Source organism: Marinobacter sp. EhC06, assembly GCF_001650915.1.
Classification (GTDB): Bacteria; Pseudomonadota; Gammaproteobacteria; order Pseudomonadales; family Oleiphilaceae; genus Marinobacter.
This window is the reverse complement of the sequence record NZ_LXYO01000023.1, coordinates 576,415-596,786: the sequence shown is the minus strand read 5'-3', so window position 1 is coordinate 596,786 and position 20,372 is coordinate 576,415. Positions and strand designations below refer to the sequence as shown.

Below are 20,372 nucleotides of genomic sequence, written 5' to 3'. Positions count from 1 at the left end.
CGGGCTTAGGCCCCTGCGGATTTTTCCTTGCCGTCGAACGGCAGCTCGCCCACCGGGCACTCGGCGGTACCTACCGTCTTCCGGGTCATGGCCTCCACATTTTCCTGCGCCTTCTGGGCATCCATCACCCAGGTACGGTAGAACTCGAACGGACAGTCGGCCACGCCCTTGTCGCCGTCCCCGGAGGCATGCACTCCGGTGTAGCCCCGGTGCAGCAGCTTGAACAGGTGATTCTGGGACTGATCGTTCGCACGGGCATCACGGATCTGGCTTACGGACAGCTGGGCATACTGAATGCCCATGTCTTCCTCACCGCATTCCCCGAGGGTACGGCCATCGAAGCCGATAATCGCGGAGTGGCCGAAGTAGGAATACACGCCGTCAAATCCGGCGGCGTTGGCCACCGCAACGTAACAGTTGTTGGCCCAGGCCATGCTCTTGGCCATCATCACCTGCTGTTCCTTGGCCGGGTACATGTAGCCCTGACAGCGAACAATCAGCTCCGCCCCCTTCATGGCGCAATCGCGCCAGATCTCGGGATAGTTGCCGTCGTCGCAGATGATCAGGCTGATCTTCATGCCCTTCGGACCCTCGGTGACGTAGGTAGTGTCCCCCGGATACCACCCCTCGATCGGACACCAGGGGATACACTTGCGGTATTTCTGGACGACCTCACCCTCGTTGTTGATCAGAACCAAGGTGTTGTACGGCGCCTTGTTGGGGTGATCCTCGTGTCGCTCTCCGGTGAGCGAAAACACGCCCCAGGTGTTCGCCTCACGACAGGCGGCGGAGAAGATGGCCGTTTCGTCACCGGGCACGGTGGCCGCGGTTTCCATCATTTCCTCGTTGTCGTACATGATGCCCATGGTGCTGTATTCCGGGAACACCACCAGATCCATGCCGGGCAGGCCGACTTTCATACCCTTGATCATGTCAGCGATGTTGCGGGCGTTGTCCAACACCTCGGCTTTGGTATGCAGCCGCGGCATCTTGTAGTTCACCACCGCCACGCCGACGGTATCGTTGCTGCTGGAAATATCACCGTGTCTCATTGATCTGCTCCTCGTTAAACCGCCAGATAGCTCGCAATCTTGTCCTGATCCGCTTCTTCCCGGCTCTCTTCGTGCACAATCGCGCCCTTTTCAATCACCAGGATCCGGTCTGCCGCATCCATCACGAAGCTCAGAACCTGCTCCGACACCACAATCGACAGGCCCCGCTCATCCCGGATGCGCCGAAGGGTCTGCGCGATTTCCTTGATGATGTTGGGCTGGATACCTTCCGTGGGTTCGTCAAGCAGCAGCACCTTGGGCCGGGTGGCCAGTGCCCGGGCAATAGCCAGCTGTTGTTGCTGGCCGCCAGAGAGGTTGCCACCACGCCGGTTCTGCATTTCCTTCAGTACCGGGAACATCTCGTAGAGGTCCTCGGGTACCTTCTTCTCACCAACAGCGGCCAGGCCGGTCTCGATATTCTCCCGTACCGTCAGTGTCGGAAAGATCATCCGCCCCTGCGGCACGAAACCGATTCCGGCGCGCACACGCTGGAAGCTCTTCAGGCCGGAAAGGTCGTTCCCATCCAGGCTGACTTCACCGCCTCGCGTGGGGGTCATGCCCACCAGGGATTTCATCAGCGTGGTCTTGCCCATGCCGTTACGCCCCACCACGGCGACAATTTCGTTCTTTGCCACGTCGAGGTTGAGGTCATCGATGATGGTGCTTTGGCCGTAGGCCACCGAATGATGTTTGATGCTCAGCATGATCAGTGCCCCAGGTAGACTTCGATGACTTTCGGGTCCGATTTCACGTGCTCGATTGACCCCTCGGAAAGAACTTTGCCCTGATGCATGACCGTGACCCGGTCAGCGATATCACCGACAAACTGCATGTCGTGCTCGATCACCAATACCGTATGGTCCCTGGTAATCACCCTCAGCAGCTCGGCGGTTTTCTTGCGCTCGGTGACGGACATCCCGGCTACCGGCTCATCCAGCATCAGCAGGTCCGGTTTCTGGATCAGCAGCATGCCGATCTCCAGCCACTGCTTCTGGCCATGGCTCAACGATGCAGCCGGCTCATTCAGGGCCTCGGTCAGGAAGATGGTTTCAGCCACCTCCTCCACAGCATTGATGACCTCCGCGTCGCGCTTGAATCCCAGGGCGCCCATCACGCTGTGTCCCTTTGGGTAGGACACTTCAAGGTTTTCAAAGACGGTCAGATCCTCGAACACGGACGGGGTCTGGAACTTCCGGCCCACACCCGAGTGAACAATCTGGTGCTCCTTGAGCTTGGTAAGCTCCTTACCGTCAAACTTGATGGAGCCGGACGTGGCCTTGGTCTTGCCGCAGATCAGGTCCAGAACCGTGGTTTTACCGGCACCGTTGGGGCCGATGATGACCCGGATTTCCTTCGGATCCAGGTAGAAGGACAGGTCATCCACGGCCTTGAAGCCATCGAATGACACGGTCAGGCCTTCGACCGCCAGCAGGAAATCCCCACTTTTGCTTTTGGCTGCACTCATCACGATTTCTCCGGGCTGTAGGAATCGATCATCGGATCGTAATCAGGAGTCTTCTCAGCGGTCGGCTTTGGCTCTGCGGTTTTTTCCGCGGGCTTGGCCTCCAGCTGTGCACCCTTGTTGCGCTTGAAGATCTTGTCTTCCAGGGGCATGACGTAGGTCTGATACAGGCCGGCCAGACCGTTCGGGAAGGCCAGTACGACACCGATAAACAACGCACCCATGGCAAACGGCCAGAGTTCCGGGAAGGATTCCGAAAAGCCACTCTTGGCGGCATTCACCAGCAAGGCACCGTAGACCGCGCCGAGGATGGACAACCGACCACCCAGGGCACAGAAGATGACCATCTCGATGGAGGCGACAATGCCGATGAACGACGGCGACATGAAGCCGACAATCAGGGTGAACATGGCACCACCGACGCCGGCAAAAGCCGCTGCCAGGCAGAACACGAAGATCTTGAAGGCGGCAACGTCATAGCCGGAAAAACGCACCCGATTTTCCTGGGCGTTCATGGCCACCAGGATGCGGCCCAGCTTCCGGTTCTGGACAAGGCGCGCCACAAACAGGCAGAGGAACAGCATGCCAACACAGACAAAGTACAGGATGGTCCGGGCTTCATCGGTGCGGATGTCCCAGCCGTTCAGCGTCTGCAGATCGGTAATGCCGTTCACACCGCCGGTATAGCCCTGCTGTCCGATAATCAGAATCGTCAGGATTGCGGCGATAGCCTGGGTGATGATGGCGAAGTACACGCCCCCCACCCGCCGGGTAAACATGGCGAAGCCGATAACGAACGCCAGCAGAACCGGCACACCGATCACCGCAAGCAGGGTGAAGGAGAAGCTGTGGAACGGTTCCCAGAACCAGGGCAGCTCGGTGAGCTGGTTCCAGTCCATGAAATCCGGGATGCCGGGGGTGGACTGGATGGCGGTGGCCTCCGGAGTGGAGGCCTCCAGCTTCAGGAACATGGCCATACAGTAGCCGCCAAGGCCAAAGAACACACCCTGGCCCAGGCTGAGAATGCCGGCCTTGCCCCAGCACATCACCAGGCCAATGGCGACAAAGGCGTAGGTCAGGTACTTGCCCACCATGTTCAGGCGGAATGGGTCCAGCGCCAGTGGCAAAAGCACCACCAGCAACACGGCCAGTGCGACGTAATACAGTCCCTCGCGGGTGGCAAACCATTTCAATGGGGATGAACTCTTCATGACAATCTCCTACCGACGGACCTTGAGGGCCATGAGTCCTTCTGGACGCAGCATCAGGATGCCGACGACGACCAGCAGGGTGAGCACCTTGGCCATGGAACCACTGAGGAAGAACTCCATGGTGGACTGGGCCTGGGATATACCGAAGGCGGACACAATGGTGCCGATCAGGCTCTGGGCACCGCCAAACACCACCACCAGGAAGGTGTCTACGATATAAGCCTGGCCAGAGGACGGACCGGTGGAACCGATCATGGTGAAGGCAGCACCAGCGACGCCAGCGATGCCACACCCGAGGGCAAAAGTGGCTCGGTCGATACCGGCACTGTTGATACCAACGGCTTCAGCCATGGGGCGATTCTGAACCACCGCCCGCACTTTCTTGCCATAGCCGGATCGGTACATCAGGAAATACACGCCCACGGCAATGGACAGCGCGATGATCATCACGAACAAACCGTTGATGGGCAGCTCCACCAGGTCAGTCACCTGGATCGCCCCCATCATCCACTCGGGCAGGTCCACACCCACTTCCCGGGCGCCAAAGATGGATCGGTAAGCCTGCTGCATGATCAGGCTCAGACCCCAGGTGGCCAGAAGGGTATCCAGTGGTCGGTGATAGAGTCGCCGTATCATGAGCCATTCAACGAATGCCCCCAGGGCAGCACAAATCAGGAAAGCCAGAACCATGGCGACGAAGAAGTAGCCGCCGAACAGGCTCGGCAGATAGGACTGGAAAAAACCGGATGTCAGGTAGGTGGTGTAGGCGCCGAGGATCATGAACTCCCCGTGTGCCATATTGATCACCCCCATCTGACCAAAGATGATGGCCAGGCCCAATGCCATCAGTACGAACACTGAAAACAGGGAGAGCCCGGCAAACCCCTGCATGGCAAATATCGACATCAATTCACTGCTGGTGTAGCCATCAAACATGACCCTTACTCCCCTTTAGACCAACTTACCCTTCAAACCCTTAATCTCGTGTTCAGAGGCAACGGATGCTGGCGCCCGGGGGCGCCAGGAGTCCGGGCTTATTGGTAGCCTTCCGGGAACGGGTCCGGTTCCATCAGTTCTTCGGTCTCGTAGACAACCTTGTACTGGCCGTCAGGTTGAGCCTGGCCGATGCGGGTCTTGGACCACAGGTGATGGTTTTCGTGGATGCGCACGTAACCCTCTGGCGCTTTCGTGAACTCGATGCCTGCGAACTCTTCACGGATCTTGTCGATGTCGAATGAGCCGGCTTTTTCAACCGCAGCTTTCCACAGCCATGGGCCGAGATACGCCGCCTGGGTCACGTCACCGATGACCATGTCATCGCCGTAGGCTTCCTTGAAGGCCGCAACAAATTCCTTGTTGTTGGGGTTATCGAGGCTCTGGAAATACTTCATGGAGGCGTAGATGCCGTCCACGTTCTCACCGCCGATACCGCGGATTTCGTCTTCGGTCACGGAGATGGTCAGCAGAAGGGGCTTCTCATCGGTGAAATCGATACCGGCCGCTTTCATCTGCTTGTAGAAGGCCACGTTGGAGCCACCGACAACCGAGGCAAAGATCACGTCCGGCTTGCGCAGCTTGATCTTGTTGATAACGGAGTTGAACTGGGTGTGGCCCAGCGGATAATACTCTTCGCCAGAGACCTTGAGGCCCAGCTTGTCCTCGATGTGCTTGCGGGCGATCTTGTTCGAAGTACGGGGCCAGATGTAGTCCGATCCGAGCAGATAGAAGCTTTTGGCACCCTTGGTTTCTGCGGCCCAGTCGATACTGGCAAGAATCTGTTGCGTCGCTTCCTGGCCGGTGTAGACCACGTTGGGCGACTGCTCAAGACCCTCGTAGAAGGTGGGGTAATAGAGCATGCCGTTGTATTGCTCGATGACCGGGAGAACGGCCTTGCGGGAAGCCGAGGTCCAGGCGCCGAAGATCGCAGCAACGTTGTCCTGGCGCAGTAGCTTCCGGGATTTTTCAGCGAAGGTCGGCCAGTCACTGGCGCCGTCTTCCTGAACGAATTCAATCTGGCGGCCCAGGACACCACCGGAGGCGTTGATCTGGTCAATGGCCAGCTTTTCCGCCTGAACCGAGCCAATCTCACTGATCGCCATTGTGCCGGTGATGGAGTGCAGAATGCCGACCGTAACAGTGTCATCCGTCACCGCCAGACCGGTCGTGTTGACCTCTGCTGTGGCCGGCACTGCCGCCTGTGCCGACGTCGCAAGCATGACGGAAGCCGCCAGCGTCATCAGGCTCTTTTTCAGCCCCAGTCCCTTACCGAACGACCGCCCGTTGGCGGCTTGATCTGTCGTATCCATGGTGATTCCTCGCAGTTTTTGAAGTCCGGATCCGCGCTTCCCTTCGAAAGCACAGTGCCCACGAGAATCATTCTGCTCGGCACCCGTACAGGTGCCCATTCGGCAATCGCCCCAGCGCGCTACGTCATTTGACGCATTCCTGTAACCAACAGGACAGGCTAAAAACGCAGGCATGCAGAAGAAGAACATCCCTGCACCGGTCTATGGCACGGATATTGTTCCGGCTTTCTCATCCTGTGCATTTCAGCTTGAAGCTGCACTAACGCGGGGCACTCAAACACCAAAGGCAAGGCAGTCATGGCGGCAAGACAGAATATTTTTCGGGTTCGGCGCAGCTACAACCAGTGGGTAGCCAACCAGACCCTGGAAGACTATGCGCTTCGCTTTACCGCCAAGAGTGCCCGGCGCTGGTCCGCGGCCCGGGTAAGCAACACAGCCCTGGGCGCCATCTCCTTTCTGGCACTGGAAGCCATCGGCGGCTCCATTACCCTCCACTACGGATTCGACAATGCGGTCGCCGCGATACTGGCCGTCAGTCTGGTGATTTTCCTCACCGCCATCCCGATCAGTTACTACGCGGCCCGTTACGGCGTCGACATTGACCTGCTGACTCGCGGTGCCGGCTTTGGCTATATAGGCTCCACCATCACCTCGCTGATCTACGCCTCGTTCACGTTTATCTTTTTCGCCATCGAGGCCGCCATCATGGCCATGGCGCTGGAAATGCTGTTCGGGATTCCACTGGTCCTGGGCTACCTGATTTGCTCCGTGGTGATCATTCCCTTTGTAATCCACGGGATCACCACGATCAGCCGGTTCCAGGTCTGGACCCAGCCAGCCTTCATCTTTCTCCAACTGGTGCCCTTTGTTTTCATTGTTTACGCGGATGCCTCTTCCGTCAGCGACTGGACACAGTTCGAGGGACTTAACCCGGTTGATTCCGGTGGCTTCAGCATCGTTATGTTCGGGGCTGCGGCGGCTGTGGTGTTCTCATTGATTGCCCAGATCGGCGAGCAGGTGGATTTCCTGCGCTTCATTCCAGAACCCCGCAATGCCCGGGAAAAGCGACGTTGGTGGGCCGCCGTTATGGCAGGCGGACCTGGCTGGATTGTGATCGGCATGTTAAAAATCCTGGCGGGCTCCTTTCTTGCGGTTCTTGCCCTGAAACAGGGCGTTACCGCCTCGGAGGCGGCTGATCCCACCCAGATGTATCTGATCGCCTTCAATTACATTACCCATTCACCCGAGATCTCCCTGGCGATGGCGGGCATTTTCGTCATTCTTTGCCAGCTCAAGATCAACGTTACCAATGCCTATGCCGGCTCCATCGCCTGGTCCAACTTCTTCTCGCGACTCACCCACAGCCACCCCGGACGAGTTGTCTGGCTGTTCTTCAACGTCGCCATTGCCCTTCTGGTGATGGAACTGGGTGTTTACCGGGCGCTGGAGGAAACCCTGGGTTTCTACGGCATCGTCGCCATTGCCTGGGTTGGTTCCCTGGTGGCGGATCTGGTGATCAACAAACCACTGGGGCTCAGTCCCGCACACATTGAGTTCAAACGTGCCCACCTGTACGACATCAACCCGGTCGGAGTTGGTGCCATGCTGACGGCCTCTTTAGTAGGAATCATCTGCCACACCGGCATACTGGGCGTCTATCCGGAGGCTCTGTCCCATTTTATCGCCATGGGAGTCGCGCTGATCATGGCGCCTCTGATCGCCTGGAAAACCGGTGGCCGTTTCTACACAGCACGGCCATTCGTCCCCATCGCTACTGACCATCAGCTCGTGCAATGCACGATTTGTGAACATCACTTCGAACCGGAAGATCTCACCCATTGTCCCGCGTACGACGGCACCATCTGTTCACTGTGCTGTTCGCTCGATGCCCGTTGCGCAGACGCCTGCAAACCGGGGGCCGGATATCAGGAACAGCTCAATCAGTTTCTCGGAAGCCTGATGCCAAAACCGGTGTTGGCCGGTCTGCGCTCAAGGCTCGGGCATTTTCTGAGCCTGCTGGTGCTCATCAACGGCCTTTCCGGCCTGCTGCTGTCCCTGATCTATTTCAAGACGCCGGTCGCTTCACCCGCTGAAGGCATTCTTTTATCGGTGACCCTGTGGAAGGTGTTCTTCATTCTGGTGATCGTGACCGGTGTGATCTGCTGGTTGTTCGTGCTCGCCCACGAAAGCCGGGTGGTGGCTGAAGAAGAGTCCCGTCGCCAGAACCGCCTCCTGATGGAAGAGATCGTCGCCCACGAACGGACCGACCAGGCTCTTCAGCAGGCCAAAGAACAGGCGGAGGCCGCCAACTGGGCGAAAAGTCGCTACTTGACCGGGATCAGTCACGAACTCCGTTCCCCACTCAATGCCATCCTCGGTTATGCCCAGTTGATGGAAAACGACGAGACCATCCCTTCCCACCGCAAGGAAGCCCTCGGCGTGATACGCCGAAGCGGTGAGTACCTCGCCGATCTGATTGAGGGGCTGCTGGATATTTCCAAAATTGAAGCCGGCCGGCTGGACCTGCACCGCGATCAGGTCAGGATTGGGCTGCTGATGGAGCAACTGGTGACCATGTTCCGCCTGCAGGCGGAAGATAAAGGCCTGGCCTTCGATTACCACTGCCCCAACCCGCTTCCGGAAATGGTCACCACCGATGAGAAGCGGCTGCGCCAGATTCTGATCAACCTTCTCTCCAACGCCATTAAATACACGGATCGGGGCGGCGTCTCCCTGACCCTGCGTTATCGCAGTCAGGTCGCCGAGTTCACCGTACGCGATACCGGGGAAGGCATAGCCCCTGAGAATGTGGAACGCATCTTCCGACCCTTCGAACGTATCCGGACACCGGGGCAAAGCCGGGCCGGCACAGGCCTGGGTCTGACCATTACCCGCCTGCTCACGGAAATCATGGGTGGCGATATCTCGCTGGAGAGCGTACCGGGTCAAGGTAGTGTCTTCCGGGTCAGTCTGATGCTATCAAGCCTGCATTCTTCGACACCCCGCTCGATATCAATGCCGGCCAAGCGCATCTACGGTTACCACGGTTCGCGGCGAAAGGTACTGCTGGTGGATGACGATGTGTCCCACCGCCAGGTCATGCGGGCCATGCTCTCGCCCCTGGGCTTTGAAATCGTCGATCTTGGCAATGCTCTGCAGGTTTTGGCAACCGTTGAGGCCGAACGCCCTGACCTTCTGCTTCTCGACGTGTCCATGCCGGGCCAAAGCGGCTGGGAAGTCCTGGCAATGCTACGACAGCACAAGCACACCATGCCTGTCGTGATGGTCTCTGCCGACGCTAACGAAGGCCACCACGCCGCAGACTCACCGCGTCTGCACGATGGCTACATCATCAAACCGGTTCGGCTGAACCTGTTGCTCGACACCATTGCCAGCGTGCTGGATCTCAATTGGCGATTCGATAAGAGCCCGGATCCCATGGCGGCTATTCCAGCACCCGACCATGGCGTTTTGCCTTTACCCAAAATGGAGCATCGCCTGGCTCTGGCCACTCTGGCCCGGATCGGACACCGGAAAGGCCTGCTTGAGGCATTGCATGACCTGAAACACAGCGGCGAGGCGGCCGAACCCTTTGCGATTGAGCTCACCAGACTCACCAACGATTTCCAGTTTGAGAAAATTCTTGAACTACTCGAGGTAGCCGAACATGAAGCTTCATAATGACCGGAAGACTGTCGTGATGGTCGTAGATGACGCAGTCGACTCCATTCGAATGATCAACGATGCCATGGAAGAGGCAGGTATGACGGTGCTCGTTGCTCTGGAAGGAAACCAGGCGCTTACGATCAGCCAGAATATAACCCCAGATGTGGTGTTGATGGACGCTTTGATGCCCCATATGGACGGCTTCGAAACCTGTCGTCGATTGAAAGAGAACCCCGCGTTCGCCGATATTCCCATCATCTTCATGACCGGTCTGAGCGATACCGAGCACGTTGTTATGGGGCTCAACGCCGGTGGGGTGGATTACGTAACCAAACCGATTAACACCACCGAACTTCTGGCCAGAATGGATGTACACCTGACGAACGCCCGCATGACCCGCAGTGCTCGTAGCGCCCTGGATACGGCCGGTCAGAACCTGTTTGCGGTGGACCGCGAGGCGAATTTGCTCTGGGGCACGCCACAGGTTTGCCAGTACCTGCCCGACGCAGCGCATCCCGAATTTCCCGAGGTACGTGCCAGATTGGAGCAATGGCTGGGCCACCGTCCCGAGCCGGGCCACAGCATGCCAGTCGAAATCATGGGTATCGACAGAACGGTAGAGTTTCTTGCCCTTGTGGATAACAGAGAATACCTGCTGCGGCTGAAAACACCACAGAACCAGAACAGCGCAACAGCAGCCTTGCGGCAACGGTTCGAGCTGACACTGAGAGAATCCGACGTGTTACTCTGGATCGCGAACGGTAAGACCAACCGGGAGATAGGCCAGATCCTGGATATGAGTCCCCGAACCGTTAACAAACACCTGGAGCAGGTATTCCGGAAACTGGGCGTAGAGAACCGGACGGCGGCCGCAGCCAGTGCAATCCGCTTGCTGGCAATCCAGTAATGGCCTCGGGCACTTTTGCTCATAGCGTCTGTCCATCGGGGTACTGTAAACCTGAAAGCGAGAAGCGCGATGAGAAAGACTGCCACATTTTTATCAGTGCTGGTTCTGATGGGCCTGTCAGGGCTCTTGTTGGCACAGGCACCATCCCCGCTCACACCTTTCTCGGAAATGCAGTCCCTGAATGATGGCTGGGAGCCTCTGGAATTCCCCAAAATAGATCAGCTCAGCCGCTATGAACTGACAACCGAAGACGGTCAGCAGGTCGTGCGGGCGACCACGGACGGCGGTGCGTCAGGACTGATCGCACGGGTCAGGCTGGAGCCAACCGATTCGCTGATTCTGCAATGGCGGTGGAAGGTCTCGAATGTCTTCGAAAAAGGCGATGCCCGGGAAAAGTCCGGGGACGATTATCCGGCGAGAATCTATGTGGCATTCGAGTTCCAGCCCGAGAAGGCAGGGTTTTTCGAGCGCGCCAAACGCAAGACCGTCGAGGTGTTATTCGGTGAGTCTCTGCCGGGCAATGCCCTCAACTACATCTGGGCCAATACTCTCCCGAAGGGCGAGATTGTGCCCAACCCTTACACCGAGAAAACCATGATGATTGCCATTAATTCCGGATCAGAACAGGTCGGCGAATGGGTCACGGTGGAGCGGGATATCATGGCCGACTACCGGGAAGCGTTTGGCGAGGAACCGCCACCGGTGGTGGGTATTGCCATCATGTCGGATTCGGACAACACCGGGGAAAAAGCGACCGCCTGGTATGGGGATATCCGGTTAAACCCCTGAACATCAGTACTCTGTGTGCAAAACCGATCAGCGCAGCTGTTCGGGATAACCCGGGATCGTATAGCCCTCGGTAATTTCTCGTACCGGCGGCACCTCACCTTTCTCTACAAGGCGCAGATAGGCATCGTCGAATTCATCCCGCAACAGAGCAGCCCGGGGATGGGCAAGCGAGAAAACCCAGGCCAGGTTGCGAGTACGGACTTCCGACTCCCGGAGCATGCGATCCGCCCCTTCGATAAGAATTTCCCGGACCGGTTGGCGATAATCCAGCAGGTAATCACCACGTCCACGCTTCAGCATATCAACCGCAGAACGATGATTGGGCGATTCGGTAACCCGGATTTCACTGTCGGCTTCAAGCCAGGAAAGCAGGCCGGCGTATGTATAGCCGCCGATTACAATCACACGTTTGCCCCGCAACTGCTCGAGGTTGGTCAAGGGCGGTTTTCCATCAAGATACCAGGCACTCAGGTGCACCGGGGATGGGCTGACCCAACTTTCCAGAACATTCCCCTGTAGATTGGGGACCTCAGTAACGCCGGGCCAGACATCAATCGCGCCATTGCTCAGATAAAGATAGACCCTACTGACCGGTAAATAGAGAAACTCAGGCTCATAGCCAGCCTCAGCGGCAACTTTCCGGGTCAGCTCGATGAAGCTGCCAGCCGCTGTTCCATCGGCAGCCTGGTAGGTAACCGGCGGAAACTCCAGGTAGGCCACACGCAATGTTTTTTTATTCGCTCCTTCCTGGGCTGATGCCGCCATGGCCGCAAGGGTGAGCATCAGAAAGATGACGAACCGGTTAGTCAGCGACTGCCGGCTCGTCAGTGCAGAGACAAAACAAGGGCGTTGGCAACTGTGCATGGAATCCGTTTAGTGAGGTCTGTTTAGGCAAAGATTAACAGACCCGGGCAAATCTGCACTGACACTGCCCGCAAAAATCCGAACAGAATGTCAAATATGGTTAATAACCATGTACAGACCTACCCCCCCCATTACCAACATATAGGGAAACGCCATAATCACCATCTTGCCGTATGACAGTCGAACCAGTGGCGCGATGGCAGACGTCAGCAGGAACAGGAAAGCCGCCTGGCCATTCGGGGTCGCCACACTGGGAAGATTGGTGCCGGTGTTGATGGCAACCGCCAGCTTCTGGAAATGGTCATAGCTGATAGCACCCGCATCCAGAGCCTGTTTCACCTCACTGATATACACGGTGGCCACGAACACGTTATCGCTGATCATCGAGAGCACGCCGTTGGCGATAAAGAACATGCCCGGCTGACGGGCTTCGGGAAGCGACAGAACGTAGTCAATGATCGGCTTGAACAGGTGCTGTTCGTGGATCACGGCAACCACCGCGAAAAACACCACCAGCAGGGAGGTAAACGGCAAGGATTCCTGGAACGCTTTACCAATCTGGTGCTCATCGGTGACACCGGTAAATGAGGTAATCAGGATGATCACCAACAGGCCAATCAAGCCGACCTCAGCCAGGTGAAAAGCCAGGCCCACCACCAGAATTGCAGCCGCAAAAGCCTGCACCCAGAGTGCGGCCTGATCAGCCTTGGTTCGCTTCGCCCGCTCGTTCTCTGCAAACTCTTCCAGCACCCGGCGCACGGGTTTGGGCAGGCGCCCGCCGTAGCCGAACCAGCGCAACTTTTCCAGAGCCCAGCAGGTAAACAACCCGGCCGCCAGCACCGGCACGCTCACCGGCGCCATATGCAGGAAGAAGCCGGCAAAATCCCAACCCACCACCTTGGCAATCAGCAGGTTCTGCGGCTCGCCCACCATGGTGGCTACCCCGCCGAGAGCGGTACCGATAGCACCGTGCATTAATAGGCTGCGCAAAAAGGCACGGAAGTTCTCCAGGTCTTCCCGGTGCAGCTCGATCACCTCGTCATCGCTACCGGCGTTATGATCCTTGTGCTGATAGCCCTTACCGGAGGCAACCTTGTGGTAAACCGAGTAGAAACCCACCGCGACGCTGATGATCACCGCGGTAACAGTCAGGGCATCCAGGAAGGCCGAAAGAATCGCTGCCGCGCAGCAGAACAGAAGAGACAAAGCCGACTTGGAACGCACACCCACCAGAATCTGGGTGAAGGTCACCAGCAGCAGTTCCTTCATGAAGTAGATACCGGCCACCATGAACATCAACAACAGGATAACGGGGAAGTTGGTGAGCACTTCCAGATAGACCGCATCCGGCGTGGTCAGGCCGATCAGCAGCGCCTCCACCGCCAGCAGGCCACCCGGCAGAAGCGGGTAACACTTCAGGGCCATGGCCAGGGTAAAAATAAACTCGGCAATCAGAAGCCAGCCGGCCGTTCCCGGACCGAGCGTCCACATGACAATCGGGTTGGCGACCAGAAACAGCAGAATTACCTGCTTGTACCAGACGGGCGCTTTGCCAAGGAAATTGTGGGTAAAGCCGGAAATAACGGTAGTGGGCATTACAGAAATCTTCTGAGAAAACGGGTTATTGGTATTGTGTGGCAGAAGGCCCGAATCTTCCTTGATATTTGCGTACCGGGGTATGGTCCAAAGGTACGAGTTTCAGACCTTATTTGGTCGTAATAACAACAAGAGAGGAAGGTAAGCCCAGCCACGCCGGAATTTTTTAGTAATATTACTTAATTCAAACGGTGCAAGCGACCGCATTTTAACCGATTTCTGGCTCAATGCGGTGGTTTTATGAAAAAAAGCCCCCCTCAAGACCACGAACAGGCACTGGATAGAACTGACCTGGATGTGAATCTCAACGGTGAAGGACAGTTTCTGGCGGGGGAACTGCTTTCAGGATAGGTTCTTAGAGAATTTTGGGAACCGGCGCGTCCGTGCGCCGGGAGAGCAATGTACTCAGAACCGGTAAATAACCGAACCTGTGATTTCACGGCGGGTGCCGTAGGTGCCCGAGCTGTCGAAGGCCGTTGCCACGTATTTCTCATCCAGCAGGTTCTGTGCATGCAGGCCCAGCGACACCTGGCCAATGTCGTAGGTAACAGCGGCATCCACCAGGGTTACATCCGGTACTTCCAGGGCAGAATTATCCGCGTTGAATGCCGCGCCAAAACTCTCGCCGATGTAACGCACACCGGCGCCCAGACCCAGGCCATGCAGCATACCGCCCCGGAAGTTATATTTGCCCCATAGCGCCGCTTCATGTTCGGGTGTGTATTCCAGCGGCTCGCCCTCTTCCACCGGGTTGCTGGCTTTGGTGATCTCGGCATCGGTGTAGGTATAGCTGGCAACCACATCCAGCGCCTGGAACACACGCGTGCGGGCTTCCATCTCAAGGCCCCGCGAGTTGGCCTCGCCCTTCTGCTCACTGGCAAAACTGGTGGGGTTGGTGGTCAGGTAGTCTTCCCGGGTCAGGTCGAACCAGGCCAGTGTGACCAACGTGTCCGTGTTGGGCTGGTACTTCACGCCCACCTCGTACTGATGTGCGGTTTCCGGCTCGAACGGATTGCCTGCCGCATCGGTACCTGTAGTGGGGAGAAACGACTCCATGTAGCTCACATAGGGTGCAAGGCCATTCGCGAGCTGGTAACTGACACCGGCACGCCCGGTGAAGGCTTCGTCTTCCCGGCTAGCTGTGGCGCCGGTGAGATTATTGAGTGTCTCGGAACGGGCCACGTCATACCGGCCGCCAAGGGAAACCGTCCAACGGTCTACCCGGATCTGATCCTGCAGGTAAACGCCGGTCTGCTTGAGTTGGCCGTTCTCGTCTTTAAACAAAGGGGCATCAGGGATAGGCGCGCCATAGACGGGATCATAGATGTCCAGGTTACTGGCGGGCCCGAAGAACTGCCGGGATGACACGTCAATATCCTGATGATCCAGGCCGACCAATACCGTGTGTTCGGCCGCCCCCGTCTGAGCGGTCAACTGCAGCTGGTTATCCATGACCAGGCCGTCAATGCGACCGAAACTGTCAAAGCGTGACCGGGTAATGGTTCTCTGATCCGCCAGCAAGCCGGTGGTGTAGATGGTCTGGTCGTCGACATCGTTGCGGTAGTCCCGGACATTCTGACGCAGCACCACCTGGTCATTGATGTGGTGTTCAAACTCGTATCCAAAGGCGCTCTCGCGACGCTCGTAAGCGTCGTACCCCGGCTCGCCGGTAAACCGGTTGTCAGGAATCGGACCATTCGGGTTTGGCTCAAGAGTCCCCTGCAACGGGTAGCGCTGGGAGGGCTGGGTGTCGTCATACTGCCAGTGCGCCAGTACCGTCAGTCGGGTGGCGTCCGTGGGTTGCCAGGTCAGGCTGGGGGCGAGGTACTTTCGGTCGTCATTGACAAAATCCACCTGAGTTTCGCTGTCGCGAACCAGGCCCACCAGGCGAACCGCAAGGGTATCACTGTCATTCACCGCCCCACTGATATCAAACTGGCCCTGAACCAGATCGTTGGTGCCCGCCTCAACGCGCACTTCTCGACGAGTGTCGAATGTAGGTCGCTTGGACACATAGTTCACCAACCCGCCCGGGCCCGCCTGTCCGTAGAGCACGGACGAGGGTCCCTTCAGCACATCAATGCGCTCGGCACCATAGGGCTCCAGGCTGTAACCGGCCGCAAAGCCGGGATTCGCCAGTTTCAGGTTGTCACGAAACAAGCCACTGGTGGCCACATCGAAGCCACGTATTCTCAGAAAGGTGGTGCGCGGTTCAAAACCGAAAGTCTCACCACGGGCACCGGCTGTATAGCGCAGAACTTCGCCCAGGTTGGCCGCGTTCTGATCCTGGATCTGATCCGCTGTGACCGTCGAAATGGACTGGGGTGTTTCAACCACGCTGGTGGTTGTTTTCGTGCCAGTGACGGTAGCCTCTGCGGTATAACCATCACTCGGTGCAGTGCCGCTCGGTTCGGCGCCATCTGCAGATACCTCAATTGCATCCAGCTCGGTAACGTTCGCTTCCTGCGCGTACAACATCGGGCTTGCCAGAACCCCGGCTATGGCCAACGCGAGGCCTGACGGGAGAAAGGACTGGCGGTTATCACGGGACGAATTCATTAATCAGCTCCAAACAACGCGCTTTACAAAATAAACTGTAATGCGAATTATTGTCGTTTAGATCCGATGTTTGGTATTCAAGAAAACAAAAAATCTATGCGGAGTGCTAATTTTTCTGGTCAACGTTGCGTTGTCGGGGAGAAAACCCGAATTCCCGGCGATACGCCGTCGAAAAATTGGTCGCGTGTGTGTACCCCACCTTGTTCGCGCTCTGCTCAACACTGAAGCCTTGCTCCAGATAGTGTTTTGCCAAGCGAAGCCGGCATTTTCTCAGATAGTCGAAGACCGGAACGCCATACATCGCCCGAAACTTAGCTCGCAGGCCGCTTGGGCTCATAGCCGCCATTTGGGCAAGGTCCTTCAGGGTGTGATGATGATCCGGAGTGAACTCGAGGTGCTGCCTTACCAGCTCAAGGCGCTGACGTTGCTGGACCGGAACCACCGGAACATCCGGCGATTCATGCTCTTCGCCTACCAGACCCAGTCCGGCAAGCTGCAGTGCCAGGCCCTCCAAAACCAGGTTCTTCTGAGCGCCCGTCATGGTAAGGCCCGCGTAGGTCTGTAACAGCTCCTTGAGCGCGGGAGGCACATTCCATTTACGCAGGGGAACCCGAGGGAGCGTGGTCAGGCCATGTAAGCTGGGTGAGACATGCCCCAGGGTTGCGCCCCGGGGATCGAACGCAAGCGCAACAATTTCCAGATGCTGGTGCTCTGGCTGGTGGGCCTGCAATGGGTAGTCCGGATGCAGCTGCATGCTGACAGCGGTACCCGGCGTCAGTGCGTGTTCGACAGAGCCGAGGGTAAGCTCAACGATGCCATCAAGGACTACCAGCACCAGCAATGGTGCGTGACCACAGGAAACCGATTCGTAGCCCTCCAGCACTTCAAGTGAGGAAAAGGTAAAGCGAAAACCCGATGCGAGGCTGTGCTCGGTAATCTCCCCGCGGGCAACAATCCGGTCATCGGTGCTGGTGTCGCCCGCTATCACCGGGAACCGAAATTCAATGTCGTAAAGCTGCCCGAAACGTTCGAAATCTGCCCGACTGAATGTGTGCAACCTACCCTCTCCGCGCCTCGTCAACCTGGTCTGCAGGCTATGCCTCTATTCTCCAATTATGAGATCAGTGAAGCGTCCTCACCATGGTTACCCGTTTGCGTGGAACAAATGGCAAAGAGGGCCAGTTCAGGTAGTCAGCAAAGAAGTCTGCGTGCCGCGAAGGGTCGATAAGCACGGCGACGCATTCGTGGACGTTGCAACATCCCTCGATGGAGGCGTGATAGTCGGGTTGCTGCAAACAATCCAGTGCCCGAAGGATTACTGCGTCCATACCGGCCCGGTCGCCGCGGTCGGACAGCGCCCGGGATACCAGAATGGCTGAGAGGGTCAGCTCGATGTGCATGCAGGATTCTTCTCTGGGGCCGTGAAGGCAGGCCAGGTCAAAGGCGCTGCCTGACAGGGAAATAACGTCCCGCCACTGCCCCTGCTCACTGCAGGCCTGGGCATTCTCCATCCAGAAAAGCCAGAGGTCTTTGCGTTCTTCCAGCGGAAGCTCGGCGAATTGCTGACGGTGATTGGGGCATAGAAATTCCATGGGGCTCTCCTCGCTCGTTCCTTGAATGATAATAGTTATCATTATTATCGGAATCAAGAGAAACATTGTGTGTAGCCCGCAAGTTTCATAATTTGCATTTATTAATCGTAATTATTATCGTTTGCGTTTTCTGGGAGCCCAACATCTGCTGCCTGCGGCTTCAAATACATCAAAAACGAGTTAACCTTCATGCCTAAAACCTTTTCCGCCCGCACTGTGGTTCTGGCCGGGCTGGCCACACTTCCAGCAGTCAGCCCGGGTCAGACGCAAACCACGCCTGCCGTACCCACCGCAAACCTGAATGAACTGGTGGTCACCGCAACACGTAACCGGACCACCGCGGACCAGATGCCGCAAAAGACCACCATCATTTCCAGGGAACAAATCGAGCAGCAACTTGCCATTAGCAATGACCCGGGACAGGTTCTGGCCAACCTGATCCCCTCCTACTCGCCAAGTCGTCAAAAACTGTCCAATGCCGGTGAAACTTTTCGTGGCCGGTCGCCCCTGTTTCTGATTGACGGGGTGCCGCAGAGTAACCCGCTGCGCGATAGCGCCCGCGACAGCTATACAATCGATCTGTCGATGGTTGAGCGTATTGAGGTTATCCACGGTGCCAGTGCTGAACATGGCCTGGGCGCCACCGGGGGCATTATTAACTTTGTCACGAGAAAGCCCGCGAGTGGCCAGGTGAATCAGTCGGTTTCCGCTAGCGCGACCTCGGACGACGACGTTGATTCAGACGGCCAGGGCTACAAGCTGAACTACCGTGTGAGTGGCCAATCCGGTAACTGGGAGTACCTGGGTGGCGCCACTTACCAACAACGCGGTGTGTTCTACGATGGCAAAGACGACATCGTCGGGATCGCCTACCCCGGTGAGATACAGAATTCCGACAGCCATGACGTTCTGGGCAAGATCGGCTACTGGCTGGACGACGATCAGAATATTGAATTCTTCGTCAATCGGTTCAGGCTCGAAGGCAATGGCGATTACGAACCGGTACCGGGTGATCGGGCCAACGGTGTCCCAACAACAGCCCGGCCTGGCAACCCGGATGGCGAGCCGGAATACAACGAAGTAACAACAGCGCGTCTTTCCTATACTCACGACGACTGGATGGGCAACCGCGTTGATACCCAGCTATATCGTCAGTCTTTCCGCGCGCAATTTGCGACCACGCCTTTTTTCCCCTACCTGGACGGCAGTGGCGATACCCAGTTTGACCAGACCCGAAACGAATCCGACAAATTAGGGGGTAAGTTCACCCTGACTCGCGAGGGCCTGTTCGATGATCACCTGACGCTGACCACCGGCCTGGATCTGCTGCAGGATGAAACCACCCAGGTTCTGGTCGAAACGGATCGGACCTACGTGCCCGAATCCCGCTTCCGGAACCTCGCGGCATTCCTGCAGGCCAATCTGAGCGTTACAGACCGCCTGTCAGTCCATGGCGGCGCCCGCCACGAAAGAGCCAAACTCAAGGTGGATACCTACACCACCATTGATCGCAGCAATGTGACCCAGGACAACGTGGTTGTCGACGGTGGCAACCCGGACTTCAATGAGACGCTGTACAACGCTGGCGTGGTGTTTCAGGTGAACGACTGGGCACAGGTTTACGGGAACTACTCGGAAGGTTTCGGGATGCCGGATGTTGGCCGGGTTCTTCGTGGTATCAGCACGCCCAATCAGGACGTTGACAGCCTCCTGCAGTTACAGCCCATCGTGACAGATAACCGTGAAATCGGCACTCGCATGGACTGGGAAGCCTATCGGCTGGAGGTGAGCTACTATCAGTCCAATTCGGATTTCGGCGAGCGCCTGACCGAGCGTAACGGCGTCTGGGTCGGCAGCCGCGAGAAAACCGAGATAGAAGGGTGGGAAGTCACCGCAGAGGCAGACATTCATCCTCGTCATCAGCTTGGGTTCTCGTACAGTTACGTGAAAGGTAAATCGGACACGGACGGTGATGGACAGGTTGATCGGGAGCTGACGGGCATTAACGTTCCGCCCGAAACGTTCCGTGCCACCTGGTCGGCCGGGTGGACTCAGGCCCTGTCCAGCCATCTCCAGTACAGCCACTTCCTGGACCGGGATGTGGAAGGCGACACACTGGATTTTGACGGTTACGGCCTGTTCGACGCCTCACTCGCCTATCAGACCAGCGCGGGCAAAATCTCCCTGGGTATCGAAAACCTGCTGGACGAAACCTACATCACCTATTACTCCCAGGCGGCCCGAGCCAGCGACGACTACTACTTCCGGGGCCGTGGCCGAACCATCACGCTCGGTTATCAGCACGATTTCTGACCCTCGTTGTGGTCTCCTTGCCGGGGCGTTCCCCGGCTTTTTTGTGCCGGCACCT

Annotated in this window: 15 protein-coding genes; 4 read left to right on the top strand and 11 right to left on the bottom strand. The window is 57.3% G+C overall.

Going from position 1 to position 20,372, the window contains the following annotated elements; translation table 11 throughout:
* Positions 1-5: 5 nt before the first annotated feature.
* From A8B84_RS12630 to urtA, 6 genes are all read right to left on the bottom strand, one after another.
* Positions 6-1,052: an aliphatic amidase gene (locus A8B84_RS12630; RefSeq protein ID WP_014578802.1), complete on the bottom strand. Its 1,047-nt coding sequence runs from the start codon at positions 1,050-1,052 to the stop codon at positions 6-8.
* A 14-nt stretch (positions 1,053-1,066) separates the two neighbouring features.
* Positions 1,067-1,756 (bottom strand): urea ABC transporter ATP-binding subunit UrtE, encoded by a 690-nt coding sequence (gene urtE, locus A8B84_RS12625; RefSeq protein WP_014578803.1) that lies wholly within the window; start codon positions 1,754-1,756, stop codon positions 1,067-1,069.
* A 2-nt stretch (positions 1,757-1,758) separates the two neighbouring features.
* On the bottom strand, positions 1,759-2,517 hold the full coding sequence (gene urtD, locus A8B84_RS12620; protein ID WP_053113350.1) for an urea ABC transporter ATP-binding protein UrtD: 759 nt from the start codon (positions 2,515-2,517) through the stop codon (positions 1,759-1,761).
* Positions 2,517-3,725: an urea ABC transporter permease subunit UrtC gene (gene urtC / locus A8B84_RS12615; protein WP_064229506.1), complete on the bottom strand. Its 1,209-nt coding sequence runs from the start codon at positions 3,723-3,725 to the stop codon at positions 2,517-2,519. Before urtC ends, urtD begins: the two co-directional genes overlap by 1 nt.
* A 9-nt stretch (positions 3,726-3,734) precedes the next feature.
* A complete protein-coding gene (gene urtB, locus A8B84_RS12610) occupies positions 3,735-4,661 on the bottom strand; it encodes an urea ABC transporter permease subunit UrtB (RefSeq protein WP_014578806.1) in 927 nt (308 codons plus the stop codon).
* 98 nt (positions 4,662-4,759) lie between these two features.
* The gene (gene urtA / locus A8B84_RS12605) at positions 4,760-6,031 is read right to left on the bottom strand and encodes an urea ABC transporter substrate-binding protein (protein WP_014578807.1); all 1,272 of its coding nucleotides are present in this window, start codon (positions 6,029-6,031) and stop codon (positions 4,760-4,762) included.
* A 297-nt stretch (positions 6,032-6,328) separates the two neighbouring features.
* On the opposite strand from urtA, the gene A8B84_RS12600 reads away from it, so the two are divergent.
* The 3 genes from A8B84_RS12600 (at position 6,329) to A8B84_RS12590 (ending at position 11,393) form a co-directional block, all read left to right on the top strand.
* Positions 6,329-9,712, top strand: coding sequence for an ATP-binding protein (locus A8B84_RS12600; RefSeq protein ID WP_064229505.1), 3,384 nt, complete (start codon positions 6,329-6,331; stop codon positions 9,710-9,712).
* The gene (locus A8B84_RS12595) at positions 9,699-10,604 is read left to right on the top strand and encodes a DNA-binding response regulator (RefSeq protein ID WP_064229504.1); all 906 of its coding nucleotides are present in this window, start codon (positions 9,699-9,701) and stop codon (positions 10,602-10,604) included. The genes A8B84_RS12600 and A8B84_RS12595 overlap by 14 nt, the downstream gene beginning before the upstream one ends.
* Before the next feature lie 108 nt (positions 10,605-10,712).
* The gene (locus A8B84_RS12590; protein ID WP_082905180.1) at positions 10,713-11,393 is read left to right on the top strand and encodes a DUF3047 domain-containing protein; all 681 of its coding nucleotides are present in this window, start codon (positions 10,713-10,715) and stop codon (positions 11,391-11,393) included.
* A gap of 27 nt (positions 11,394-11,420) precedes the next feature.
* Here A8B84_RS12590 and A8B84_RS12585 read toward each other — a convergent pair whose 3' ends face one another.
* The 5 genes from A8B84_RS12585 to A8B84_RS12565 form a co-directional block, all read right to left on the bottom strand.
* On the bottom strand, positions 11,421-12,257 hold the full coding sequence (locus A8B84_RS12585; protein WP_064229502.1) for a substrate-binding periplasmic protein: 837 nt from the start codon (positions 12,255-12,257) through the stop codon (positions 11,421-11,423).
* 90 nt (positions 12,258-12,347) lie between these two features.
* Entirely contained in the window at positions 12,348-13,853 is a 1,506-nt protein-coding gene (gene nhaB, locus A8B84_RS12580; protein WP_064229501.1) for a sodium/proton antiporter NhaB, read from the bottom strand.
* Positions 13,854-14,258: 405 nt separating this feature from the next.
* Complete coding sequence (locus A8B84_RS12575) at positions 14,259-16,412, bottom strand: TonB-dependent siderophore receptor (protein WP_064229500.1); 2,154 nt, start codon at positions 16,410-16,412, stop codon at positions 14,259-14,261.
* A 106-nt stretch (positions 16,413-16,518) separates the two neighbouring features.
* Positions 16,519-17,469, bottom strand: a complete 951-nt coding sequence (locus tag A8B84_RS12570; protein WP_082905156.1) for a helix-turn-helix transcriptional regulator — start codon at positions 17,467-17,469, stop codon at positions 16,519-16,521.
* 64 nt (positions 17,470-17,533) lie between these two features.
* Entirely contained in the window at positions 17,534-18,004 is a 471-nt protein-coding gene (locus A8B84_RS12565; protein WP_064229498.1) for a hypothetical protein, read from the bottom strand.
* 189 nt (positions 18,005-18,193) lie between these two features.
* On the opposite strand from A8B84_RS12565, the gene A8B84_RS12560 reads away from it, so the two are divergent.
* On the top strand, positions 18,194-20,317 hold the full coding sequence (locus tag A8B84_RS12560; protein WP_064229497.1) for a TonB-dependent receptor: 2,124 nt from the start codon (positions 18,194-18,196) through the stop codon (positions 20,315-20,317).
* Positions 20,318-20,372 lie beyond the last annotated feature (55 nt).